The organism is Legionella nagasakiensis (assembly GCF_900639915.1).
GTDB lineage: Bacteria > Pseudomonadota > Gammaproteobacteria > Legionellales > Legionellaceae > Legionella_A > Legionella_A nagasakiensis.
Genome location: NZ_CAAAID010000001.1, coordinates 18,683 through 41,190, shown reverse-complemented (window position 1 = coordinate 41,190; position 22,508 = coordinate 18,683). Strand labels below are relative to the sequence as shown.

The window sequence follows — 22,508 nt, the reverse complement described above, 5'->3', positions numbered from 1 at the left end:
AATTAATCCATTCCCAGTGAAGTCAATTTCAATTGTCTGCCACAAACCCATGCCTTATTTAGCTCATGCATGACCTCTTTAGGCATTCCACTAGGCAATCGCACCGTTGAATAATAATCATGAATTTTTAAACCCGTAATAAACCGGCTTTGCAGGCCAGCTTCATTTGCAATTGCGCCAACAATATTGCCTGGTTTTACACCATGAGCCTTCCCTACATCAAGTCGAAACAATTCTTGCGTGTATTCATCATTGGACCGTCTTCGCCCCTTCTCCGATTTGCTTGTTTTACGTTCACTCCGGAATTCAACAGGCTTTCTTTTTGCCCCATGCTCTTGTTGTTCCAGTTTGGGAAGAGACAATTCAGATTGCCACGGCTTATCGTGATTCAGTAATAAGGCAAGAACAGCTGCCACATCGACGGCGGAAACATCATGTTTCTTTATAAAATCCTCTATCACTCGATAATAATCGGACAAATGCTCATGATGCAGGCGTACGCTGATTTTCGATAAAAAACGCTGCTGCCTGACTGCCTGAATCATTTCGTCCGTTGGAACTTTTATTTTTTCAATGCGTTGACGAATATGGCGCTCCAAAATATTAAGTGTTCTGCTTTCTTTTGGAGTAACAAATAAAATTGTCACCCCACTGCGACCTGCTCGCCCAGTACGACCAATACGGTGAACATAAGTTTCACAATCATGAGCAATATCATAGTTAATAACATGCGTCACACGTTCAACATCTAAACCACGCGCAGCAACGTCCGTCGCAACCAAGATATCAATTGCACCTTGCTTGAATTGAGCAATAATTCGCTCACGCAAAGCTTGTGTCAGATCGCCATGAATCGCCATGGCATGATGGCCATGTTGCTGGAGAAATTCGGCTATTTCATCGGCACTACTTTTGGTTCGAACAAAAACAATAACGCCTTGATGATCTTCAACAGCAAGGACGCGTAGTAGAGCCCCTGGCTTCTGATGTTGAGACGCAAAGAGAAACCGTTGTTCAATGCTTTTTACAGTGGCCGTTTCCGTGCGAATCTCTACAGAAACAGGATCGTTTAAATAACGACTGGCAATATGACGGATACGAGTCGGCATCGTTGCTGAAAACAAAGCCATTTGTTTCTTAGCAGGCAATTTTGCCAGAATGGTTTCTACGTCCTCGATGAATCCCATGCGTAGCATTTCATCGGCTTCATCCAATACAAAAGTCTTTAAGTTTGCTAATTGCAGAGTACCACGCTCAAGATGGTCAAGCACTCTACCTGGTGTTCCTACAACAATTTGTGCACCTTCTCGCAGTTTTTTCAATTGAGGTCGATAATCTTGACCTCCACAAAGCACAACCACCCGAATACCGCATTGGTGTGCACTTAAAGATTCAAAATGCTCTGCAACTTGAATGGCTAACTCCCGAGTAGGGGCTATAATCAGTGCTTGTGTTTCCAGTTGATGCGTAGCAAGACATTGCAAGATAGGCAATGCGAAAGCCGCTGTCTTACCAGTACCGGTTTGGGCCAAACCAACCAAATCACGACCTTGTAACAACCAAGGTATCGTTTGTTGTTGAATAGGGGAAGGGGTTACAAATTGCAAATCATCCAACGCTCGCAATAAAATAGTCGATAATCCCAGCGAAGCGAAGGTCGTTAATTCTTGAGTCATAAATTTCCTAGAAATCAAAATAATGTAAAAATAGACTAAACAATGCAAAAATTGCTCACTATAATAGCAAAATTTTCATCATTGTGCACTTTAATTTTATTTTTATGTGTCGCAGCAAAATAGAAATGTCACATACCATGTTACATTGAAGTTGTTATTTTCAACCGGCGAGAAGCAAAATACAGCCATCCTAGGCAAGATCATGCCATTTTAGATAGATAATAGGCGATCATAACTAACCTGCTCATATTTTTGTCATTCCCGCGCAAGCGGGAATCCATTTCTAAATCAAGGCAGCTAATCGACATGCCTGATCAATGGCATGACGTGCATCCAATTCCAACGCTTTGAAAGCACCTCCAATTAAATGAACTGAGCGCCCAGCCTGCTTCAATGGTTCAAATAATGGTCGCAACTCAATTTGACCTGTGCAAATAATAATAGAATCAACCGCCAAAACCTGCGGCTTCTCATCCATGATCACATGCAATCCTTCATCATCAATACGCACATAAGTAACACCAGGTACCATTTGAACTTGCTTGTGTTTTAGACTTAAGCGATGTATCCAACCAGTTGTCTTACCCAAACGTTTTCCCATTTTTTCTTTTTTGCGCTGAACTAAATAAACTTGGCGTGGACTTGGATGAATATTCGGTTTTTTTAGCCCACCCCGATGCTCAACAGTAATATCAATCCCCCATTCATCGAGAAAAGGTTGAAGATCCTGACCATGTCGTCTATGAGTCAACCATTCCGCAACATCAAATCCTATCCCCCCTGCACCCATAACAGCCACTCGTCTCCCAGGAATTTTTCGACCTTGAATCACATCAATATAGGTCATTACTTTTTCATGATTGATGCCATGTATCTTGGGTATTCGAGGCTCTACGCCAGTAGCTAGAACAATATCATCAAATGCCACCAAATGATCAAGCTCAGCTTCAGTCTTAAGATGAACATCAACCTGAAACCGTTCCAACTGATGACTAAAATAATTGATAGAATGTTGAAAAACTTCTTTTCCAGGGATTTTCGTCGCTAAATTAAACTGACCACCAAGTTTATCCATTTTCTCAAACAACGTGATCTGATGACCTCGTTCTGCAGCCACTGCAGCAAACGCAAGACCGGCAGGCCCACCGCCCACCACAGCAATTTTCTTAGGATGTGTTGCTGTCTGATAAACAAGCTCCGTTTCATTTCCTGCCCTTGGATTCACCAGGCAAGACGCTTTTTTATTGACAAATACTTGGTCAAGACACGCCTGATTACAAGCAATACATACATTAATGGCCTTACTGTCGCCCAATCTGGCTTTTTCGACAAATAATGGATCGGAAAGAAAAGGCCTTGCCATGGATACCATATCGGCCACACCATCCTCTAACAGCGCATTAGCCAACTCTGGTGTATTAATTCTATTGGAGGTCACAAGAGGGATAGAGATTTCTGGCTTCAAACGTTTACTTACTTGTGTAAAGGCTGCTGGCGGCACAAGCGTTGCAATCGTTGGAATACGTGCTTCATGCCAGCCAATGCCAGTATTAATTATGCTTGCTCCAGCCCCCTCTATGGCTTTGGCCAATTCAACGACTTCCTCCCAGCTGCTGCCATTACTAATCAAATCCAACATGGACAAACGATAAATAATAATAAAATCATTACCCACCGCTTCACGCACTTGGCGAACCACTTCCACAGGAAATCGGATACGGTCACTAAATGCTCCGCCCCACTCATCACTGCGATGATTCGTGTGCTTCACAATAAATTGATTGATTAGATAACCTTCGCTCCCCATAATTTCCACACCATCATAACCAGCACCTTTTGCCAATCGTGCGCATCGCGCATAATGCTTGATGGTTTTTAAAATGCGACGTTTACTCATCGCCCAAGGCTTAAACGGACTAATAGGCGATTTAATGCTGCTTGGAGCCACAATGAAAGGATGGTATCCATATCGACCGGCATGCAAAATTTGTAAAGCAATTTTTCCACCTGATTCATGCACCGTATGCGTCACTATTTCATGACGTTGTTGTTCTTTTATGGAAGTCAACTTTGCTGAAAATGGCGCCAGGCGACCAGAACGGTTTGGAGCAAATCCTCCTGTTACAATAAGGCCAACGCCTCCCTGTGCCCTCTCCCGGTAAAATGCAGCCAATCGCTGCAAATTTTCCTTATCTTCTTCAAGCCCAGTATGCATCGACCCCATTAAAAGACGATTTTTTAACTGAGTAAACCCTAAATCCAATGGCTGAAAGAGCATTTTATAAGGGGTATTATCAATACATAATTCCATAATCGTTTTCATGTCAGAGAATAAACAAATGAGTATATACCCATCAATAAGGATTATGCGAGATTTGATAATCAAGAATGCGATTGCTAACATGTCTTGTTCATGCAAATGAATACGGCTTCAGAATGCCAATCAAACAATATCCTACCCTAATAGGCTACAGTGCACTTATTTTCTGGGCTCTAGCTGCTCCTTTCGTAGTAAAAATTAAATCACTGCCTGTATTTGAATCATTAGCCATCGTATTTTCAGTCAGTTTTCTATTATCTTCCATCAAATTGACTTTATACCGCCAGTGGTCAAAATTAAAACAACCATGGTTTTTATGGCCGGTTGGCCTCCTTGGTATTTATGGTAATGACTTACTCTACATCGTTGCTTTTAAGCATGCCCCCGCTGCCCATGCTGATTTGATTAATTACTTATGGCCTATTATTGTTATTTTATTGACTGGTTTCTTACCTGATGAAAAATTGAGTTTTCGTCATCTTCTTGCCGCCTCTATGGGATTTGCGGGTATTTATATCTTAATTTGCCAGAATGATCAGGGATTTGAACGTCAATATTTATTCGGTTATGTCCTTGCCTTTCTCGATGCTTTAGTATGGTCAGCTTATACTTTAATGGCCCGCCATTATGGCAAATCCCCAATAGAAATCATTGGAATTTATTGCGGCATTGGAGCAATTTGCTCTTTATTCCTTCATATTCATCTGGAAATCCCCATTTTACCGCAATGGGAACAATGGGTAATTTTGATCATGATGGGCATGACAACGCAGTGCCTAGCTTATTTTTTCTGGGATTTTGGCATCAAACGGGGTGACTTTAAACTGTTGACCATTTTATCTTACGGAAATCCAATATTATCTATATTATTTTTAATTCTGTTTGGAATGGCGAAACCCTCTATTGAACTTTTTCTCGCCTGTGTACTAGTTACTTTGGGTGGCATGATCGGCGTCATTCCATGGAAATCTCTTTATCAGACTTCTCTTGCAAAACGGCAGGCAAATGCTGGCGTTGATAAGAAGCCAGAAATGCCCCAGTAAGAGCCAGCAAACCGCCAGTAAATGAAATAAAAGAAGGCTGCTCATTCAGCAAGGTAAAACCTAAAAGCGTGGAAACCACCGGCAATGCATATAAATAAATGGCGGCTTTTGAGGCAGGCATGAAATTTAAAATATAACTCCAGGCAATATAGGCGAGAGCAGCTGGAAAAATGCCCATATAGATACTGGCGATGATCGCATTCAACGATGCACTTTGAATTTCGTGCCGCAATACAGGAGTAAACATCATCAAAAATAACGTTCCTCCCCATATTGTCCAGGCAGCTACTTTTATCGGGTGATAATAGTTAAGATAATGCTTAAGTCTTACCGTAAATACAGCGCCCGTTAACGCCGACAGCAATATGGCCAGTATGCCATGGCCAACCGCTGAAGCATGCGCCTTCTCAGCAAGCCCCATGCAGAAAAGACCTGAAAAACTTACAGTAATTCCTAAATACATCTTAAACGTTGGACGCTCTTTGAGAAAAACAATCGACAAAAGCAAGGTCATGATTGGCATTAATCCAATGATGAAACTTGCCACACCAGCAGATACGCTGAGCTCACCATAATTGAGGCAAATATTATAAATACCAATACCAACCGTTCCCAATAAGAGAAGTTGCAACCGGTCACGCCATCGTATTTTCCCATACGATGGTATGCTTGGATAAATGAATAGCATGCATATAGACGCAACAAGAAAGCGCAATAAGGCCAGCGAGCCTGGAGTAAAAGAAACTAAACCGATGCGTATGCCAACAAATGCCGAAGACCACAATACAATGGTAGCAGCAAGCATGCAATTTATTTTAAACGACGTCATGATTAGACACCGAAGAAACAAAAAGTTTAATATTTTATCAAACATGGAATACTCTGACCAGGCATAGGTCTAGGCATGATTCATACATTCCAAATTAATTGTATGCTATAATGCTTAGCCATGGAAAAGAATTATAGGGAATTAATATGAAAAAACTACCGGTTATCTTTACGTCTTTTGTGTTAAGCATAACCACCAGTTATGCTGCAGAAGTTACTGCCAAGATTTATACTACAGACAGTAGCCATCAGTTACTTGGACAAGTGGTCTTTAAAGACACTGAATACGGTCTACTGATTTCCCCAAATCTGAAAGATTTACCGCCGGGCCTGCATGGGTTCCATCTGCATCAACATCCTGATTGCAGCGATAAAGGCATGGAGGCTGGCGGACATTTTGACCCACAAAAAACAGGCACGCATCAAGGACCTTATGGACAAGGGCATTTAGGCGATTTGCCAGTGTTGTACGTCAATAAAAATGGAACAGCCAATACAATCACCTTGGTACCACGTTTAAAAACCAGCGATCTTCAAAACACGTCTGTGATGATTCATGCGGGCGGAGATAATTACAGTGATAAGCCCGAGCTTGGCGGCGGCGGTGCTCGCATAGCCTGTGGTGCTATCAAAGAAGGCTAAGACATGGCTTGTCCCTCATGAAGAGGGACAGGTACACACAAAGGTGCTTAAATGGAAAAAGGATCGCGCAAAATGATGGTAGAATCACGTTCCGGTCCGGTCGACAACATATCAATAGGAATATCTAACAATTCTTCAATACGTTTTAAATAAGCCAATGCATTGGCAGGTAGCTGTGATAATTCTGTCACATCCGCTGTTGATTCCTTCCATCCCGGAAGTTCTTCATAGACAGGCTCCAACCCCTCAAAATGCTCTGCCGCTGGTGAAGGGCGTGTGAGTAATTTGCCCTGAGCATCCCGATAAGCCACGGCAATACAAACCGTTTCCAAGCCATCCAATACATCAAGCTTGGTGATGCATAAGCCCGAAAGGCTATTAAGTTCAATGGAGCGTCTTAATAAAACTGCATCAAACCAGCCACAGCGACGTGGGCGTCCGGTTACTGCCCCAAATTCATTGCCCCGCTCAGCCAATCGACGTCCAATATCGTCGTGCAGCTCTGTGGGGAAAGGACCGCCGCCAACACGAGTAGTATAGGCTTTTGTAATTCCCAATATATAATCCAAATACCGCGGCCCAAATCCAGCGCCATTTACGACACTGCCAACGCACGTATTAGAAGACGTAACAAAAGGATAGGTACCGTGATCAATATCTAGATAAACACCTTGCGCTCCCTCAAATAAAATGGCATCGCCTTTTTTACGATGTTCATGCAAACAGGTAGTGACGTCCGTTACCAATGACTTGAGTTCTTCCGCCCAAACTGCGGATTCCTGCAATAACAATTGCTCATCAATAGCTGGCTGCTGATAATAATTGGTCAATAAAAAATTATGGTATTCCAATAGTTCAGAAAGTTTAGTTGCAAAGCGTTCTTGATCAAGCAAATCACTGACTTTCAAAGCCCTGCGCGCTATTTTATCTTCATAAGCCGGTCCAATACCACGGCCAGTCGTGCCGATTGCTGATTTTCCCTTATGCAACTCCCGAGCCTTATCCAAAGCAATATGAGAAGGTAAAATCAATGGACAAGCTTGACTGATATGCAAACGACTACGCACATCAATTCCTTTATGTTCCAGCTCTCTAATTTCATCAAGCAATGCTTGGGGAGACAGCACAACGCCATTGCCTATATAACATTGAACATAAGGACGAAGCATACCTGATGGAATAAGGCGCAAAACAGTCTTTTCTCCGTTAATCTTCAAGGTATGTCCAGCGTTATGTCCGCCTTGATAGCGAACAACAACTTGAGCATTCTGGGTTAAAAGGTCAACAATTTTTCCTTTCCCTTCATCACCCCATTGCGTACCGATAACAACAACATTCTTACCCATGATAAAACTCTTATTTTACGAATTGATGTATGATTGTAAGTAAAATAACGCCCACCATCATACTTAAAAAACCAGAAATACGTATAACTTTTTCATCCTGTTCCGTAATTCTTGACAATAGTTTTTTCCATCTTTCAGGAAAAGCAAATGGCATTAATCCTTCAAATACAAATACTAAAGCAAGTGCTGAAAGAAAATTAATTAACACAGATCCCATCTCCAATAAAAAAGGGTTAAGTACGCTTAACCCTTTTTACAAGAAAAGCATTATAGTTAATTCCTGACTTCAATACTATTGCCTTTTGACAATCCGTGCTTAAAATACTCAAAAAATACATTGCTTTGGTCTAAAACCAAAATATCTTGTTTGCTATTAAAACTACCTTCATAAGCCTTTAAGCTGCGGTAAAGTGCAAAAAAGTCCTTATCTTTACTAAAAGCTTGTGAATAGATTGCAGCTGCCTTGGCTTGACCAAGCGCACGTATGCTTTGCCCTTCACTACGTGCTTTTGCGATTAATACCGTCACTTTTGCATCTGCGGCAGCCTGAATTGCTTCAGCAGCAGCCTGTCCATCTGCCCGATGCCTTTCGGCAATTTTTCGCATATCGGCCCGCATCCTCTGATAAATAGCATTACTAGTACTTGCCGGCAACTCTATGCCTTTAATGCGCACATCAACCACATAAATTCCTAATTTATTGGCTTGTTGCTCTGCTTTTTCCTGCAACACAACCATCACATCATCACGACCACCCGACACAACGTCTGAAATTGTTCGTTTACCAAATTGAGCACGGAGAGACGTATTCAACTGCTGCTCCAGCAGCGTTTCTGCTTTAAATTGGTTGCCTCCAGTTGCCTTAAAATAGTGAGCCAGATCATTAATTTTCCATTTTACATAATAGTCAACCAAAACATCCTTTTTCTCCTTGGTAACAATCCGCGAAGATTTAATATCCAATGTCTGTATACGTGTATCAAACACACGCACCGATTCTATAAAAGGTATCTTAAAATGTAACCCCGGTGCCAAAACTTTCACATTCTTTGTCTTGGGATCATCCACCAATCGTCCCAGGCGCAATAAGATTCCATGCTGTCCTTGAGTAATTGTAAACACACTGGTAAAAATCAGCAGTAATAAGATAAAAACCAGGATGGTTAGGATTGCTTTCATTGCATTCATCAATAATTCCTCCCCGGACGCGCCGTTGGCCGCACGATTTCACGGCCATCGAACAAAGTACTCACACTGTCTTGCTCTGTCAAATTATCATTTTTAGTCAACTCATGATTGTTATTTTTACCAGAGAAAGATTGTCCGATTAACTTTTCTAATGGCAAATACAATAAATTTCCAGACTTGCCATCCACAATAATTTTACTGCTGCTGGATAATACCTGTTGCATTGCCTCTAAATACATACGCTCTCCAGTTACAAAAGGTGAGCGTAAATATTCTGGTAACAATTCCAGAAATTCTGCCGTTTCACCTTTTGCACGCAAAACAACCTGCTCTGAATAGGCCTTGGCTTCCGCAAGAATCCGCATGGCATTTCCTTCAGCAATAGGCACCACCCGTGCCTCATAGGCACGGGCCTGCTCTTTAAAGCGCTTCTCATCTTCCTGAGCTTTAATTGCATCATCAAATGCATCCTGAACATTTTCAGGCGCGCGAGCAGGTTGTGGTGAAACATTCACGACTAAAATCCCTGTTTTATAGCCAGAAAGGATATTGATCAATGATTCTTGAACATTACTGCCCCATGCCTCGCGACCTTCTGTGATAATCTCATCCAGCGTCGTGTGACCTATAACTTGTCGGAGAGCACTGGATGTGGCTTGTTGTAGACTTTCAATAGGATCAGCAACATTAAATAAATAATCCTCAAGATCACCAATACGATATTGAACCACTAAAGCAACTGAAACGAGATTCTCATCTTTTGTTAACATTTGCGCTGAATAAGAGTAGTCAGAAACACGATCAACATTAACAACCACTTTTGAGGAAATGATTCGAGGAATCCAATGAGGTCCAGGCCCAACTGTTTTTACATATTTACCAAAACGAAGAATGGCTGCTTTTTCAGCAGGATCCACAATAAAAATCCCAGAAAGAGCCCACAGTATGAACGCAATTAAAAAAATAATGGCAATCAAAATACCGCCGCCGGAGCTAGTGCCAGAACGCCCACCATCAGATTTGCCAGAACCACCTAGGAATGTTTTTTTAAGCTTGTCCTGCAAACGTTTCAACGCTTCATCCAGATCCGGCGGCTGATTTTTTCCACTCCATGGATCTTTATTCTTGTCCTTATCCGGCTCATTCCACCCCATGTGCTGTTACCCCCGCCTTGCAAAGAAAAGTAGAATTTTATGGGGTACAGTGCGATTAGGCAAGTAATAAGGCTTAGACTTATAAAAAAGTCTCAAGTCTAAAGCATACATCCAGCATTTCGCACCTATTTCTATATTCATCAAGACAATATTAATTTGAGTAATATAGTTTACTGCAAATAGCAGCTCATAAAAAATTTATTTAGCAAATCAGTAAGCTAAATAGACTGGAAGAACTATGGGACGCAAATTTGTTAACGATTATACCAAACTACTAGCAGGTACCACACTCAGTACATCTTCTACCGCTGACTCTCCTGGTAAGTGATAACGCCGCTGTGGGGCAGAAAACAAACCGAAACGTGTGCTTAAATGGCTTATTTCCGGACGCTCATCAACCGCCTTCACAAGGTTGTTATGCTGTTTTTTATAGCCAGGAGTATAAAGATGAATCAACTCCAAAAATGATAAAACGCATTGTTTTAACCATGAGAAACAAACTTGATCATAGTGATGATATTTAAGCATTTTTGTTTTAAAAACGGGATTGCCAGTCTGTTGTTTAAGCTGTTCTATTCTATCCTCAACAGATAACTTTTCATTTTTGGCTATGATATTCAATTTTTCAATCAACTGTCCTTTTTCTGTTAAGGTATCAATATCTTCAAAGATGGCTTTATTATTCTGCAAGTCTATATTTGTGCTATGAAGATAAATCTTAAACTCCTCAATGGCTACTCGAATGGCTTCCAAGTGATAATATTTCTGATAATTTTCCTGTTCAAAATGTTTAATTTTTTCCGCCAATAGTTCATTGATTTTTTTATTAATGTCTTCAGCATGTATCGCAACCTCTACAATTTCTTTTTTCATGCGTTGAAGATATTTTAAAAGATTCTGTTTATATTCCGTGCTGCTATGAACTAATCCAAACGGTCTGGAGCTCAACGCTTCTGCATGACGTTCGAAAGCATTTTCTGTATAATTTACAACAAATTTTGCATTGAAATCCTGCTGGATTTTCTTTTGTTTATTCAAATAAACTGATTTCTCTCTAGCTGTTTCGATGGCAAGCTGGTGAGACGCGTACAATCCTTGAAAATGGCTGATATTGGCTTTAGTCAATGCTTCAATATTCCGCAGGGCTGGACCATGTGCCCGTTGATTTAATACCTTGTCCAGCACTTCCCCATCCTCTTCTTCCGGTAAGGAATTCACATCAAAATATTCCGTCTCCTGTCGCAATATTGGCAAGACAGCAACAAAACTTTCTTGCATCGAACGTTCAAGATGTTGCAAGGTTGCCAGCGTTGTTGTAGCTCTTGCCTTACAGCGTTTATAAAGGACAATGCCGTCTGCCAATCTTTTTAATTTCTCAAGCTTTTCTCTGAGTCTAGCTTGTTCAATTTCTGCCTGGTTCACTCGTTGCCGTGCAGCTTCCAATCGCTTGTCCAACGGTTCCAAACTGGTTGCCAAAGCAATATGACGCCGGGAATGAAGCGCTAATGGCTCCAGCAAACCAAGATAAAATTCATCCAATATGGCTTTAATTGAATGCGATAAAGTACCTGGATTTAATCCAAGCTTATCTTCCCATTGATCGGCTTCTATCAAAATTTGGGGAAGTAATCCATTCCTCATATCTTCCAAATGATTAAGCACCGCATCATGCGATGAAGATGCCATCAAGGAAAGCTTACTTTTTAGTTCCTTAAACAAGCCATACATCGTTGGTATTTCAAAAAATAACCGGACATAAGAATTAGAATGGACAATAATTCGCTGAATATCGGCGGTTACTTTTTTAGCATGTCTTTGGATGGCATTTATCCTTTCCAGCGGCAACTCCTTTCCTCCTTGCAATACCGCAATATGCTCCGGAAGAATCATCATGGCATTCAATGCATAAAGCACACTACCATTAATCTGTATCTTTTCATCCGGCTGTTCGTCTGCTGTTTCAAAAATATAAGGCCTAGCAAGCTTCATCAGTTCAACATAGCTTTTCTGCACATTTTGCAGAATATCCTGTGCAATAAAAGCCAAATAAGGTTCAGAACGTAATGCATTTCCAAGATTTATTATTTCATAAATATGGGAACTGGCTTTGAGAATATGTCGGACATAATTAATTTCAGTACTTTTATCATTCAACTCATTCAAATTAATGCCTGTTTGCTCCAAGTGATATAAGGCATTAAATAACCGCTTCAGCATCAATACCTGACTGCTTTGGGTTAAAGCGCTATGAATATCTTCCAATTCTGGAAAAGGCAGCCCTTCCTTCGCTGGCGTCAACTTCTCTCTAACGGAATGATTAAATACGTGGGTCAATTGCAGCAAAGAATTTCTGAAATCAGCCAGAACGCGTATGTATTCAGTCTGACGAATAACATAGTGTGCTCTGTTTGCCCCTGTTTCATGAACCAGCGGTTTAGCGCGATTTTCTTTTCGATATAATAAATCAGCCCAATATCCGCAGGCATGTTTTTTAGCTTCAAAATGCTCATTTGTTTCAACAAAGCACGTTTGAATAGCAACATCAAGTCGGCGAAGATCACCAACACGGATAGTCGTACGTAAGGAGGGGTTTCCCGTTAATGCCTGAACCATTTTTTGATCATAGTCTGCTTCTCTCTTATTCATCGTAAGGTGAACGAGATATGGCTGAAATAGACGGTATAAGTTAATGAGTTGGTTTTTTTGTTTTACGTCAAGCTTTACGAAAAACGTTGCATCATCTTGCATACTTAAAAGTTCAGTAAATGTACGATATGCTTTTAGCGCATTTGCACATTGTGTACTTTTTATTTCATAAAATCGATAGAGTTTTAGAGCTTGCTCGCAAGTTAATGCATCCGGATTTATTAACAGATTATTGCCATCGGTTTCTTCAAAGACCAAAGGACTGGATTCATCTACGCTCAAAATAACCGCTTCGTCCACAGCCAAAGGTCGAGATTTAGGTGCGAAGGGAAACAGTTTCGAGGAATCCATATTGAGCTGGATTGAGTCAATAATGTCCAAATTTAACTGGCGATGAAACCAACGAGAAATACGCTCTTTTGCAAAAACAGCATTTAAATCATCTTCTAGTGCAACAATCCCATCGATACCATCGGAATATTGCCCTAGCCAACCTGAAAAAGTGGTAAAGAAATCTTTAGTTTGGGTTAAACCAGCGATGATCACATTATTTTTGACGGCATCGACCCGCGCCATATACGGTTGCATCAATCTATACTTGAAAATCAATTGTTCTTTAATCTTATCCGGCAAATCCACCAGTCGCATTTTCTTATAGCTGGGATCTTTCAAGATTTTGAAAAATTCATTTGCGGCTTTTTTCGCCTCTGCCAGCATGAACAATTTTTCCTCATCATCAGCAATCCGTTGATAAGTTTGTTCTGCTCTTAAGGCAATAAATTTAGGATCTTCAATAGTTAATAGCTCTTCTCCTTTTTGAGAAAAATCAACAACTTTTTTTACATACTCCATCAACCATTGAAACATAGGCGTTACACGAGCCATCAAAGGTTTCGATAAAACACCGGGCTCAAGCATCGCTTGAGCTTCAATTTTATCGACGAAACCAAATAGCTCGGGTAATAATTTGTATTTTAACTTTGCCAAATTATCCCGAATTGCATCCTGCGAAGTCTCACTTGCATGCCCCGCTTGATCAAGAATAGTCATCGTCAACGTAATTGTATGACGAATAATATGAATATAATGCAGTGCTCTCAAGGATAAGAAGAAGTTGTTATTTCCCCGTAAATTATCAAGGGAATTTAATAAAAGCAGTGCATGATTTTGTAATTCCGCAATTTTTTTCTGGTCAAACACTGGATCATGGGTAGTAACTTGCTCTGAGAAACGTCGAATATAGGCGGTTAATTGATCCAGATACCCCGGCAAGACGGCAGTAAATTGTGTGAGGAATTCATAATCAACCTGACCATCCTGTCGCTTCAATTGATCAACCACAATTCCGCTGATTATGCCTGTTTTATGTGACAATTCGCGATAATTGAGAGCCCCTAAAAACGTGCGAGTTTCTTCTTTATAACTATTGGCATAAGCATGAAATTTTTCAAATAAAGGCACCAATACAGCAAATTCTTTGCTGAATATCTCACTTAAATCAACATCCATATGAGTTATCAGATAAGAAGCCTGATAAATATGATGGATGGTGTGATTATATAACTTGGCTAAATCAGCAACCTTGCGATTGCCATCTCTGAGATTAACAGACTCCAAATCCTGCAAAGCGATTTCTGCATGATAAAGCGCATTGATTATTTTTTTAATTTGAGAAACGTGCCCTGGTTCAAGAGAGAAATTGGTAAATGGCTCACCTTCTTCATTCATCTCTTCCAGATATTTACGCATCCTGACACTGAATTTTTCACTTCGCAGCGTCGCTATAATTTCATTTCTTGCTTGATGAACAAGAAGCGAAAATTTTTTTCGTTTAATGGTATCAAGCAATGCCAAATATGCTTCAAACATAAATATAGCTGGATTAAAACACAGGCTTATATTTTACCTGAATCTCGCAAAAACATCAAAATTTTACACAAAATGTACGTAAAATATCGGGAAAAAGCTTGCATCCTCCATATGAATGTTATTTACAACGCAAAAATACTAAATCCCATACCTTATGGCCTAATTTATAACCTCTTTCCTCAAATTTGGTTAAGGGGCGAGTTTCTGGCCTAGGAATAAAGCCTCCATCTTCTTGTTGATTTTTCAAATTCGGTGCAGCCATAAAAACAGTATGCATGTGCTCTGCATAATCTTGCCAATCCGTTGCACAATGTATAAATCCACCTATTTTGATTTTCTTCACGAGTTGATGAATAAAATCCTGCTGAATTAACCGTCTTTTATGATGACGCTTCTTAGGCCAAGGATCAGGGAAAAAAATTTGCACACCAGCCAACTCATTGTCCAGCAAGCAAGTTTTAATAACCTCAGCAGCATCAAATGGTGCTATACGTATATTGTTCACTGAATGGTCATGTAAATCAGCAACCAAACTTCCTATACCAGCCTTATGCACCTCAATACCAATAAAATTAAGGTTTGGACGCGCTTTTGCCATAGCTAATAAAGAAGAACCCATGCCAAACCCAATTTCAACGATGGTTTCGGCTTCTCGGCCAAATACCTCTGCCAGATCCCACGTTGAGCCACATGATAAGACATAATCTCCTAACCATTTTTCCAGGGCTTGTTGCTGGCGATTACTGACTCGCCCAGCCCGTAACACATAACTTTTAATGGTTCTTTGCATCAATAATCCTGATTTAAATTAGAACGGTTTGCAAACAAGCTCTTATTACTAACCGAAACTTGTGGTTCGCGCGAAGTATATCAGTAAAAAACACGTCAATACATTGCATCTTCGACCAATTTTTGCTATAAAACGCCACCTGTAATTCATATTCAGCCAATTTGCTGATTTTAAACAAAGCCAGCTTTTTAAAGCCAGGGCACTTTGGAGTAAACCATGTCAAGAGTATGCCAAGTTACTGGCAAGCGACCAATTACTGGGAATAATGTTTCGCATGCCAACAATAAAACAAGAAGGCGTTTCCTGCCTAATATTAAAAACCATCGCTTCTGGATTGAAGAAGAGAATCGATTTATCACTCTTAAAGTCAGTGCCAAAGGCATGCGTATTATTGATAAGTTGGGCATTAAAACTGTTCTTGATCAACTTAGAGCCAAAGGCGAAAAAATTTAATTTAAAGGGGGAATGCTGTGGCTGCCGTGACCGTCAAAGTTAAAATGGAATCAACCGCAGGTACTGGTTATTATAAAACAACGACCAAAAATCCGCGTAATCATCCTGAAAAAATGGAATTGATGATGTTTGATCCCGTTGTAAGAAAACATGTACTGTTTAAAGAGAAAAAAGTAAAATAATCTCTAGAATCTAGCTCCGTCGGTCGATGGAGCTAGATTTTTCTGTACTTCCCTCAAAATCATTTCTTAGAACCTGCTCTCATAGCCTACCATTTTAGTCTATGTGTTGGTTTTATGCAGTTGCTCAGTTCTCTAAACCCAATGCATCGACTCAGTTTGCGACTCTGAAGATAGATTCTTAATCATCTTTTATTTTTATATTATTTTTAATAAAAATGATTGAAAATAATGCATTCCATGCACTGAATAAACTGGATAATCGGTTCGGATGGATTAAACTGATAATATAACCGTTAAAATTAAAGAGGATTTACATGAAGCCGTCACTGCAGCTGAGTTTAACAAACCAGCTCATCCTTACCCCCCAGCTTCAGCAAGCTATCCGATTACTTAAACTTTCTACACTTGATTTACAGCATGAAATACAACAACAACTTGAATCAAATCCTATGCTGGAATCAACTTCAAATGAAATGGAGTATGAATCTCTAGACGTCCTGCTGGAAAAAGAGGACATTCTGGAAAAAGAAGATGAATTCTTTGAGACTCAATGGTCATCTCTCCATGTAAAGCAGAAAGAAACCGACCACTTTAATGGAAACAGTTATCTGTATGAAGAGATGTGCGGCACTAAAACCGATTTGCAAGATTATTTAAGATGGCAATTAAATATGAGTCCCATGACGGATATAGACAGGATGATTGCCACAGTTATTATTGATGCCATTGATGATAATGGATTCTTAACTCTATCGTTGGCTGATCTTCATACCAGTTTGAGCAGTCGCTCTCATTCATTAGACATGAAAGAAATTGAAGTTGTCTTACACCGTATTCAACATCTTGATCCAATTGGCTGTGGAGCCAGTAATCTTATTGAAACATTGCTGATTCAATTAAATGAATTACCCAAGACAACCCCCTACGTAAAGATTGCTAAACAAATCATAGAGAATCATATTGATTTACTTGGCCGCCACCATTATCAGCAACTCATGAAAATCTATCATATCAATAAATATGCAATGGAGAATATACTAGATATTATTCAGCATCTGAATCCGAAACCCGGCCGTGCAATACCCACCGGGAATACAGAATATGTTATCCCAGATTTGATCGTTGAAAAAAAAAGCACTCGATGGCATGTTATCTTGAATCAGAACATACTGCCTCATTTAAGCATCAATACACAATATGCTTCACTGGTCAAGCGGGGGAAAAACAACACCGATGATAAATTCTTAAAAAATAATTTGCAAAAAGCGCGCTGGTTTTTAAAAAGTATACAAAACCGGCAAGAAACTTTATTAAAAGTGGCTTGTTATATAGTAGACTATCAACAGGATTTTTTAGAATTTGGCGAAGAAGCAATGAAACCACTGATTCTCAATGAAGTGGCTTTGGCTCTCAATATGCATGAATCAACCGTCTCAAGAATCACTGATCAAAAATATATTTACACACCTCGAGGCATGTTTGAGCTTAAATATTTTTTCTCGAATCATATTCTTACCATGCAAGGAGGCGGCTGTTCGTCTATTGCAATTCGTGCTGCCATAAAAAAATTAATCGAGCATGAAAATTCCGCAATTCCTTTAAGCGATAGTATGCTTGCAAAACAAATCGCCACGCAAGGTATCCAGATTGCACGTCGTACGGTCGCCAAGTATCGCGAAGAGATGGGAATTCCACCCTCTCATAAACGAAAATCAATTCGCAGTTCGTATTAATAATGGAAGGAGAATATTATGCAAATCAACTTCACAGGCCATCGAATGGATGTTACCCCTGCATTACGAGCATTTACGCAGGAAAAATTCGACAAGCTAGAAAAACACTTTGATAGAATAACAGCAATTAATGTGGTATTTGATGTAGAAAAACTAAGACAAATCGCTGAAGCCACCGTATTAGTAGCGAAAGGTGAATTACATGCAAGTTCAGAATCTGACGACATGTACACAGCAATTGATAGTCTGGTTGATAAATTAGACAAACAATTAATTAAACATAAGGAAAAAATGCGTAAACATCGTGAATAAACGAGACACATCGATCATTTCTTTCACAGTCCAATATTGGACCAGCTTTCATGCAAAAGAAAGATTCAAACATAAAAGAAGTGCTTTATATGAGCCACCGCCATAGAGAACTTTTTCTCTATGGCGTACATAAAGAACAAGATCATATTGTTTATTTTCATAAACATACAGTAAAATATTGAAACTTTTTATGGCTACTTTCCTCAACCATGCAATTTTGTGAACTTTTTTCCCCAAACGGTATATCCATAGATTCAACGGCCCAAAGTAAAACCGCTGTTTTACTAAAATTAAGTCAGATATTAAGCCAGTACGATCCTGAACTGAAAACCGAAGTTTTATTCGATGCTTATTGGAAAAGGGAAAGTCTGGGAAGCACCACCATCGGAAATGGCGTCATTATTCCGCATATACGGTCTGAGACCATTCACCAAACTTATGGTTGTTTTCTTAAATTACTCAACCCAGTCGATTTTGGTGCTACAGATAAACAGCCTATCGATTTGGTTCTTGGCTTAGTTGTTCCACAAAATCAAAATGATCAACATTTGCAAATCTTAGGACATATCATCAAACATTTCAGTATTCCTGAATTCAGAGACGCTTGCCGCAAGGCAAAAAGCAGCGATGCTTTATATTCTCTACTTGCAGGCAAGCTCTTCGGGGTTGCAGTACCAAAAATCACATGATACATTGTAGCGGCTATGATAAGAACTAAAGTAACCATTATTAATAAACTGGGCTTGCATGCGCGTGCTTCAGCAAAATTTGTGTCCACAGCCGCAAAATTTCAAAGTCATATTGATGTTACTAAAGACACACAAACCGTGAATGGAAAAAGCATCATGGGTGTTATGATGCTTGCTGCTAATAAAGGAAGCGAACTTATTTTACAGATCGATGGCCCAGACGAAGAAGAAATGACAAAAGCAATCGTAGCGCTTGTCAACAATCGTTTTGATGAGACTGAATAAGTTCCGAGCTATAAAGAAACCAGAAAGCCGTTTTGTGGGTTCTATGTTTTATCGCTATTTCCCGAATTATCACGCCTAGCATCTGCAACTTGACGACGCTGTTTTCGCACGCGGTGTAATGCTGCCAACGTTTGCAAAGGGCCAGATAACGCATAAAACATAAACCCAAGAAATAAAATTAAAGCTGGATAGGCGGCAATAGCGACAAATAAAATAACAACGCCAAGTACATATAAAAAAGGGACTTTACCTTTAAAATCAATTTCCTTAAAGCTATGATAACGTACGTTACTGACCATCAAAATAGCGGCCATAACTGCAAGAAATGCAGTTATGATGGCAACTCCAAAATATTCCCAATGGTTTTGATGGCATAACCAGACAAAAGAAGACACGATAGCGGCTGCCGGTGGACAAGCAAGCCCTTGAAAATAGCGTTTATCTGCAGTTTCAACTTGTGTATTAAATCGTGCAAGACGCAAAGCAACGGCTGCCGTATAAATAAATGCTATCAGCCATCCTAATTTACCTAATTGATGCAGGCTCCAACTGTACAAAAGCAACGCAGGAGCTACGCCAAACGTCACCATATCCGATAAACTATCATATTCAGCACCAAATGCGGTCTGGGTATGTGTCAAACGAGCAATTCTGCCATCTAAACCATCTGCAATCATACCAATAAATATTGCAATTACCGCGGTTTCATAACGGAATTTCAGTGAAGCAACAATAGAATAAAATGCGGCAAACAGGCTTGCTGTCGTTAAAAGGTTGGGTAAAAGATAAATTCCCGAACGATTTTCTTTATGTTTCACTATAAGCCTCATTATAGATGAGTAAATGAACATTTTTGTAGCAACACAGATGATGCTATACTAAACATACTGTTTTTATTATGTAGCAAAAATGTCAGAATCTAAAGATAAAAAAATCATCATCGAAGGCATTACCACTCATGGCAAGCCTTTTCGCCCTAGCGATTGGGCAGAACGCATGAGTGGAACAATGGCAACATTCAAAAACAGCCGAATACATTACTCCCCACTGTTGCAACCTAGTGTAAACCATGAAGGATACAAATGCGTGCTATTAGACCCTAAACTTAAAGACTCCAGTCCCCAAATCTATCAAGCCATTTTAGAGTTCGCAAAAGCAAATAATCTTAAAATTTGTGGAGAAGAAGAGCAATAGCCCATGGAATTATTTTGCTTATCAGTTTATTTGATTTTTTAATGATAAATAAACTTCATATTTTCCACTTGCTCCAGACAATTCAAACTTTTGAATATCACCGGTTTGTCCCATGATGGTCTCAGGACCGACAGAGCGGTTTGGGATACTCCAAGTAGCATGTAAGACGCCATCTACATTTTTTAATCTTACTCGAATGATACCAAGCATATCATCCGGATTCATGGGTAGCACATCAATATCCATAAGCGATATAAGGAGAATGACTACTTGACCTGGTTTGACCGGTTCAGACCATAAAGACACAGAATTAATTTTATCACTTTCGATCGAGGCCCAATATTTTGGCGGTTTAGGAACTTGATAATATTTTCTCGGCTTATCAGCCCAAAACGCCGTGATATCAAAATAAAGTTCATCGCCAGCTTGCGTGTGTGGAGCAGCTACCTTAAGATGATTTAGGATCAAGCTAGGCTTAAGCACTTGTTCATTAGCTGCAAACGCGGCTGACAAAAACAGCAGGCTTAAAAACCCTCCCCAATATATCCGTTTCATAGACTCCACTCCTAAAAAATTAAGATCACTTGCTCATCCCCCACCAAGACTCACTGAAGATTGAGTTAAACTGATTAGTCTATTGATAAAGTAATTGATAACCCCTACTGTTCCTTCAAAGTTTATTGCCAAAACACCGGCACAAAGAAAGGTTAGCCCCTTAGGTCCATGTTGCACTCCCGGCTCGCTGGCATGAACCAATAAAACACAACCCCGCACGAACCATATCAAACCCGCCACTCGTATGACAACCCGCATCGCGCTATAAATATCATAAGGATTATAGTCAGAATACCCCCATTCTGTATTTCCCGAACCAAACGCTGTCGTGGATAATGCAGTAACGGCAGAAGGCAGAAAAATAAGCGCAGTTCCCCCCATTAAATACGCTAAAGGAACAAACATTTTTTCATGAGAACCACCACGTGCTCTAGCATCACCTATTTTTCTCAACTTCCCTATTGCAGTTATCATAAATAATAGGCCAAGAAGATAACCTAAGCCTGAAACTAATGCTTGAACTGGTATAAGTGATTGGCTGAGATTGCCAATCATTTCAACAATATCAACATTCATAGATTAATTATATACCCATCACCAAAGAAACTGCGAGCAGCCAATTTATCATTGCTTCTTATCACAGCATAGAACAAAAAAGCGACTGCCTGAAATACAATTATCTTATTTATCAACTCTTAATGCGGCATTTTATCTAAAATGAATCCGAGAAATTATGCTAATCTTGTAGTTATGAAGAGAATTAAGAAGATCATAAGTCTTGCAAAGTGTAATTTTTCCCCTATATTAGTAGTTTTTTTGTATCAGATAAATTTATTATGTCGGTGAAGACCTTTCCTATCGTCCTAGAAGAAGCATTTATGCTGTCGCCTAAGGTCAAGCATTTTATTTTTCGCAGCAGTGAGGAACCTGCTTTTCATTACCTTCCGGGACAATTTATCACGCTCCATTTTGAACGGGATGGTAAATTACTGCGCCGTAGCTATAGTGTTGCAAATGCCCCTGCTCAGGATAATCGAATTGAATTTGCTGCAGGTTATGTTGAGGGCGGTCCCGGCACTGAATTGCTTTTTAATTTGAAACCTGGTGATACCATTCACATTAATGGCCCTTTTGGTCGTTTAATCTTGAAAGACGACATGCCAAAACGCTATATTTTCGTTGCCACCAGTACGGGAATAACACCCTATCGTGCCATGATTCCAGAATTAAAACGCCGTTTACAAATAAATCCAGAACTTAATATAATCATTCTGCAAGGCGTACAAAAGCGGGAAGATATTTTATATGGCGATGAATTCTTTACTTTAGTCACATTATTTCCGCGAGTTGAGTTTCGCATACACCTAAGTCGGGAAGCTCAGGAAAATAAACAAACTTATGAGCGTATTGGCTATGTACAAAGTTCATTTGACGATTTAGCTCTTAATCCCACAGAAGATATCATCTATTTATGTGGAAACCCCGGCATGATCGATGAATCATTTTCCTATCTCAAAGAAAAAGGGTTTGCCATGCAAAACATCATTCGGGAAAAATACATTTCTGGCAAATAACACAGTCATCTATCATTGTTCTATCAGGA

At 39.8% G+C, this 22,508-nt stretch carries 22 protein-coding genes; 10 read left to right on the top strand and 12 right to left on the bottom strand.

Annotation, left to right across the window (positions count from 1 at the left end):
* Positions 1–2 precede the first annotated feature (2 nt).
* Together E1O52_RS00200 and E1O52_RS00195 are read right to left on the bottom strand one after the other, a co-directional pair.
* Complete coding sequence (locus tag E1O52_RS00200) at positions 3–1,676, bottom strand: DEAD/DEAH box helicase (RefSeq protein ID WP_133126741.1); 1,674 nt, start codon at positions 1,674–1,676, stop codon at positions 3–5.
* A 283-nt stretch (positions 1,677–1,959) separates the two neighbouring features.
* A complete protein-coding gene (locus tag E1O52_RS00195) occupies positions 1,960–3,987 on the bottom strand; it encodes an NADPH-dependent 2,4-dienoyl-CoA reductase (protein WP_133126740.1) in 2,028 nt (675 codons plus the stop codon).
* A gap of 77 nt (positions 3,988–4,064) precedes the next feature.
* Between E1O52_RS00195 and E1O52_RS00190 the strand changes: the two genes are divergently transcribed.
* Positions 4,065–5,039, top strand: a complete 975-nt coding sequence (locus E1O52_RS00190) for a DMT family transporter (protein ID WP_133126739.1) — start codon at positions 4,065–4,067, stop codon at positions 5,037–5,039.
* On the opposite strand, the gene E1O52_RS00185 is transcribed toward E1O52_RS00190, so the two are convergent.
* Positions 4,951–5,868, bottom strand: coding sequence for a DMT family transporter (locus E1O52_RS00185; protein ID WP_133126738.1), 918 nt, complete (start codon positions 5,866–5,868; stop codon positions 4,951–4,953). The two genes, E1O52_RS00190 and E1O52_RS00185, sit on opposite strands and share 89 nt — an antisense overlap.
* Positions 5,869–6,014: 146 nt before the next feature.
* Here E1O52_RS00185 and E1O52_RS00180 point away from each other — a divergent pair, with 146 nt between their 5' ends.
* On the top strand, positions 6,015–6,509 hold the full coding sequence (locus E1O52_RS00180) for a superoxide dismutase family protein (RefSeq protein ID WP_133126737.1): 495 nt from the start codon (positions 6,015–6,017) through the stop codon (positions 6,507–6,509).
* 47 nt (positions 6,510–6,556) lie between these two features.
* Here E1O52_RS00180 and E1O52_RS00175 read toward each other — a convergent pair whose 3' ends face one another.
* The 6 genes from E1O52_RS00175 to trmB form a co-directional block, all read right to left on the bottom strand.
* Positions 6,557–7,855 carry an adenylosuccinate synthase gene (locus E1O52_RS00175; protein ID WP_133126736.1) on the bottom strand — a complete coding sequence of 433 codons (1,299 nt, stop codon included), beginning with the start codon at positions 7,853–7,855 and terminating at the stop codon, positions 6,557–6,559.
* 10 nt (positions 7,856–7,865) lie between these two features.
* Positions 7,866–8,072 (bottom strand): DUF2065 domain-containing protein, encoded by a 207-nt coding sequence (locus tag E1O52_RS00170; protein ID WP_133126735.1) that lies wholly within the window; start codon positions 8,070–8,072, stop codon positions 7,866–7,868.
* 56 nt (positions 8,073–8,128) lie between these two features.
* A complete protein-coding gene (gene hflC, locus E1O52_RS00165; protein WP_133126734.1) occupies positions 8,129–9,043 on the bottom strand; it encodes a protease modulator HflC in 915 nt (304 codons plus the stop codon).
* Positions 9,043–10,197, bottom strand: a complete 1,155-nt coding sequence (gene hflK / locus E1O52_RS00160; protein ID WP_133126733.1) for an FtsH protease activity modulator HflK — start codon at positions 10,195–10,197, stop codon at positions 9,043–9,045. The genes hflC and hflK overlap by 1 nt, the downstream gene beginning before the upstream one ends.
* 261 nt (positions 10,198–10,458) lie before the next feature.
* On the bottom strand, positions 10,459–14,712 hold the full coding sequence (locus E1O52_RS00155) for a hypothetical protein (protein ID WP_133126732.1): 4,254 nt from the start codon (positions 14,710–14,712) through the stop codon (positions 10,459–10,461).
* Positions 14,713–14,830: 118 nt separating this feature from the next.
* Positions 14,831–15,502: a tRNA (guanosine(46)-N7)-methyltransferase TrmB gene (gene trmB / locus E1O52_RS00150; RefSeq protein ID WP_133126731.1), complete on the bottom strand. Its 672-nt coding sequence runs from the start codon at positions 15,500–15,502 to the stop codon at positions 14,831–14,833.
* Positions 15,503–15,718: 216 nt separating this feature from the next.
* Between trmB and rpmB the strand changes: the two genes are divergently transcribed.
* The 6 genes from rpmB to E1O52_RS00120 all read left to right on the top strand — a co-directional run bounded on the left by rpmB (position 15,719) and on the right by E1O52_RS00120 (position 19,156).
* Positions 15,719–15,955, top strand: a complete 237-nt coding sequence (rpmB, locus tag E1O52_RS00145; RefSeq protein ID WP_133126730.1) for a 50S ribosomal protein L28 — start codon at positions 15,719–15,721, stop codon at positions 15,953–15,955.
* Positions 15,956–15,972: 17 nt separating this feature from the next.
* Positions 15,973–16,137, top strand: a complete 165-nt coding sequence (gene rpmG, locus E1O52_RS00140; protein ID WP_133126729.1) for a 50S ribosomal protein L33 — start codon at positions 15,973–15,975, stop codon at positions 16,135–16,137.
* Positions 16,138–16,451: 314 nt separating this feature from the next.
* Positions 16,452–17,870, top strand: a complete 1,419-nt coding sequence (locus tag E1O52_RS00135) for an RNA polymerase factor sigma-54 (RefSeq protein ID WP_133126728.1) — start codon at positions 16,452–16,454, stop codon at positions 17,868–17,870.
* An 18-nt stretch (positions 17,871–17,888) separates the two neighbouring features.
* Positions 17,889–18,182, top strand: coding sequence for a ribosome hibernation promoting factor (gene hpf / locus E1O52_RS00130; RefSeq protein WP_133126727.1), 294 nt, complete (start codon positions 17,889–17,891; stop codon positions 18,180–18,182).
* Between the two features lie 209 nt (positions 18,183–18,391).
* Positions 18,392–18,871 (top strand): PTS sugar transporter subunit IIA, encoded by a 480-nt coding sequence (locus E1O52_RS00125; RefSeq protein WP_133126726.1) that lies wholly within the window; start codon positions 18,392–18,394, stop codon positions 18,869–18,871.
* 15 nt (positions 18,872–18,886) lie between these two features.
* A complete protein-coding gene (locus tag E1O52_RS00120; RefSeq protein WP_133126725.1) occupies positions 18,887–19,156 on the top strand; it encodes an HPr family phosphocarrier protein in 270 nt (89 codons plus the stop codon).
* Positions 19,157–19,197: 41 nt separating this feature from the next.
* Here E1O52_RS00120 and pssA read toward each other — a convergent pair whose 3' ends face one another.
* Positions 19,198–19,974 carry a CDP-diacylglycerol--serine O-phosphatidyltransferase gene (pssA, locus tag E1O52_RS00115; RefSeq protein ID WP_423202685.1) on the bottom strand — a complete coding sequence of 259 codons (777 nt, stop codon included), beginning with the start codon at positions 19,972–19,974 and terminating at the stop codon, positions 19,198–19,200.
* Positions 19,975–20,065: 91 nt separating this feature from the next.
* Here pssA and E1O52_RS00110 point away from each other — a divergent pair, with 91 nt between their 5' ends.
* Entirely contained in the window at positions 20,066–20,350 is a 285-nt protein-coding gene (locus E1O52_RS00110; RefSeq protein ID WP_133126723.1) for a DUF3579 domain-containing protein, read from the top strand.
* A 21-nt stretch (positions 20,351–20,371) separates the two neighbouring features.
* Here the strand turns inward: E1O52_RS00110 and E1O52_RS00105 are convergent, their stop codons facing one another.
* Both E1O52_RS00105 and E1O52_RS00100 read right to left on the bottom strand, forming a co-directional pair.
* Positions 20,372–20,905, bottom strand: coding sequence for a carbohydrate-binding protein (locus tag E1O52_RS00105; RefSeq protein ID WP_133126722.1), 534 nt, complete (start codon positions 20,903–20,905; stop codon positions 20,372–20,374).
* 33 nt (positions 20,906–20,938) lie between these two features.
* On the bottom strand, positions 20,939–21,481 hold the full coding sequence (locus E1O52_RS00100; RefSeq protein ID WP_133126721.1) for a type IV secretion protein IcmC: 543 nt from the start codon (positions 21,479–21,481) through the stop codon (positions 20,939–20,941).
* A 260-nt stretch (positions 21,482–21,741) separates the two neighbouring features.
* Here E1O52_RS00100 and E1O52_RS00095 point away from each other — a divergent pair, with 260 nt between their 5' ends.
* Positions 21,742–22,479 (top strand): ferredoxin--NADP reductase, encoded by a 738-nt coding sequence (locus tag E1O52_RS00095; protein WP_133126720.1) that lies wholly within the window; start codon positions 21,742–21,744, stop codon positions 22,477–22,479.
* Positions 22,480–22,508 lie beyond the last annotated feature (29 nt).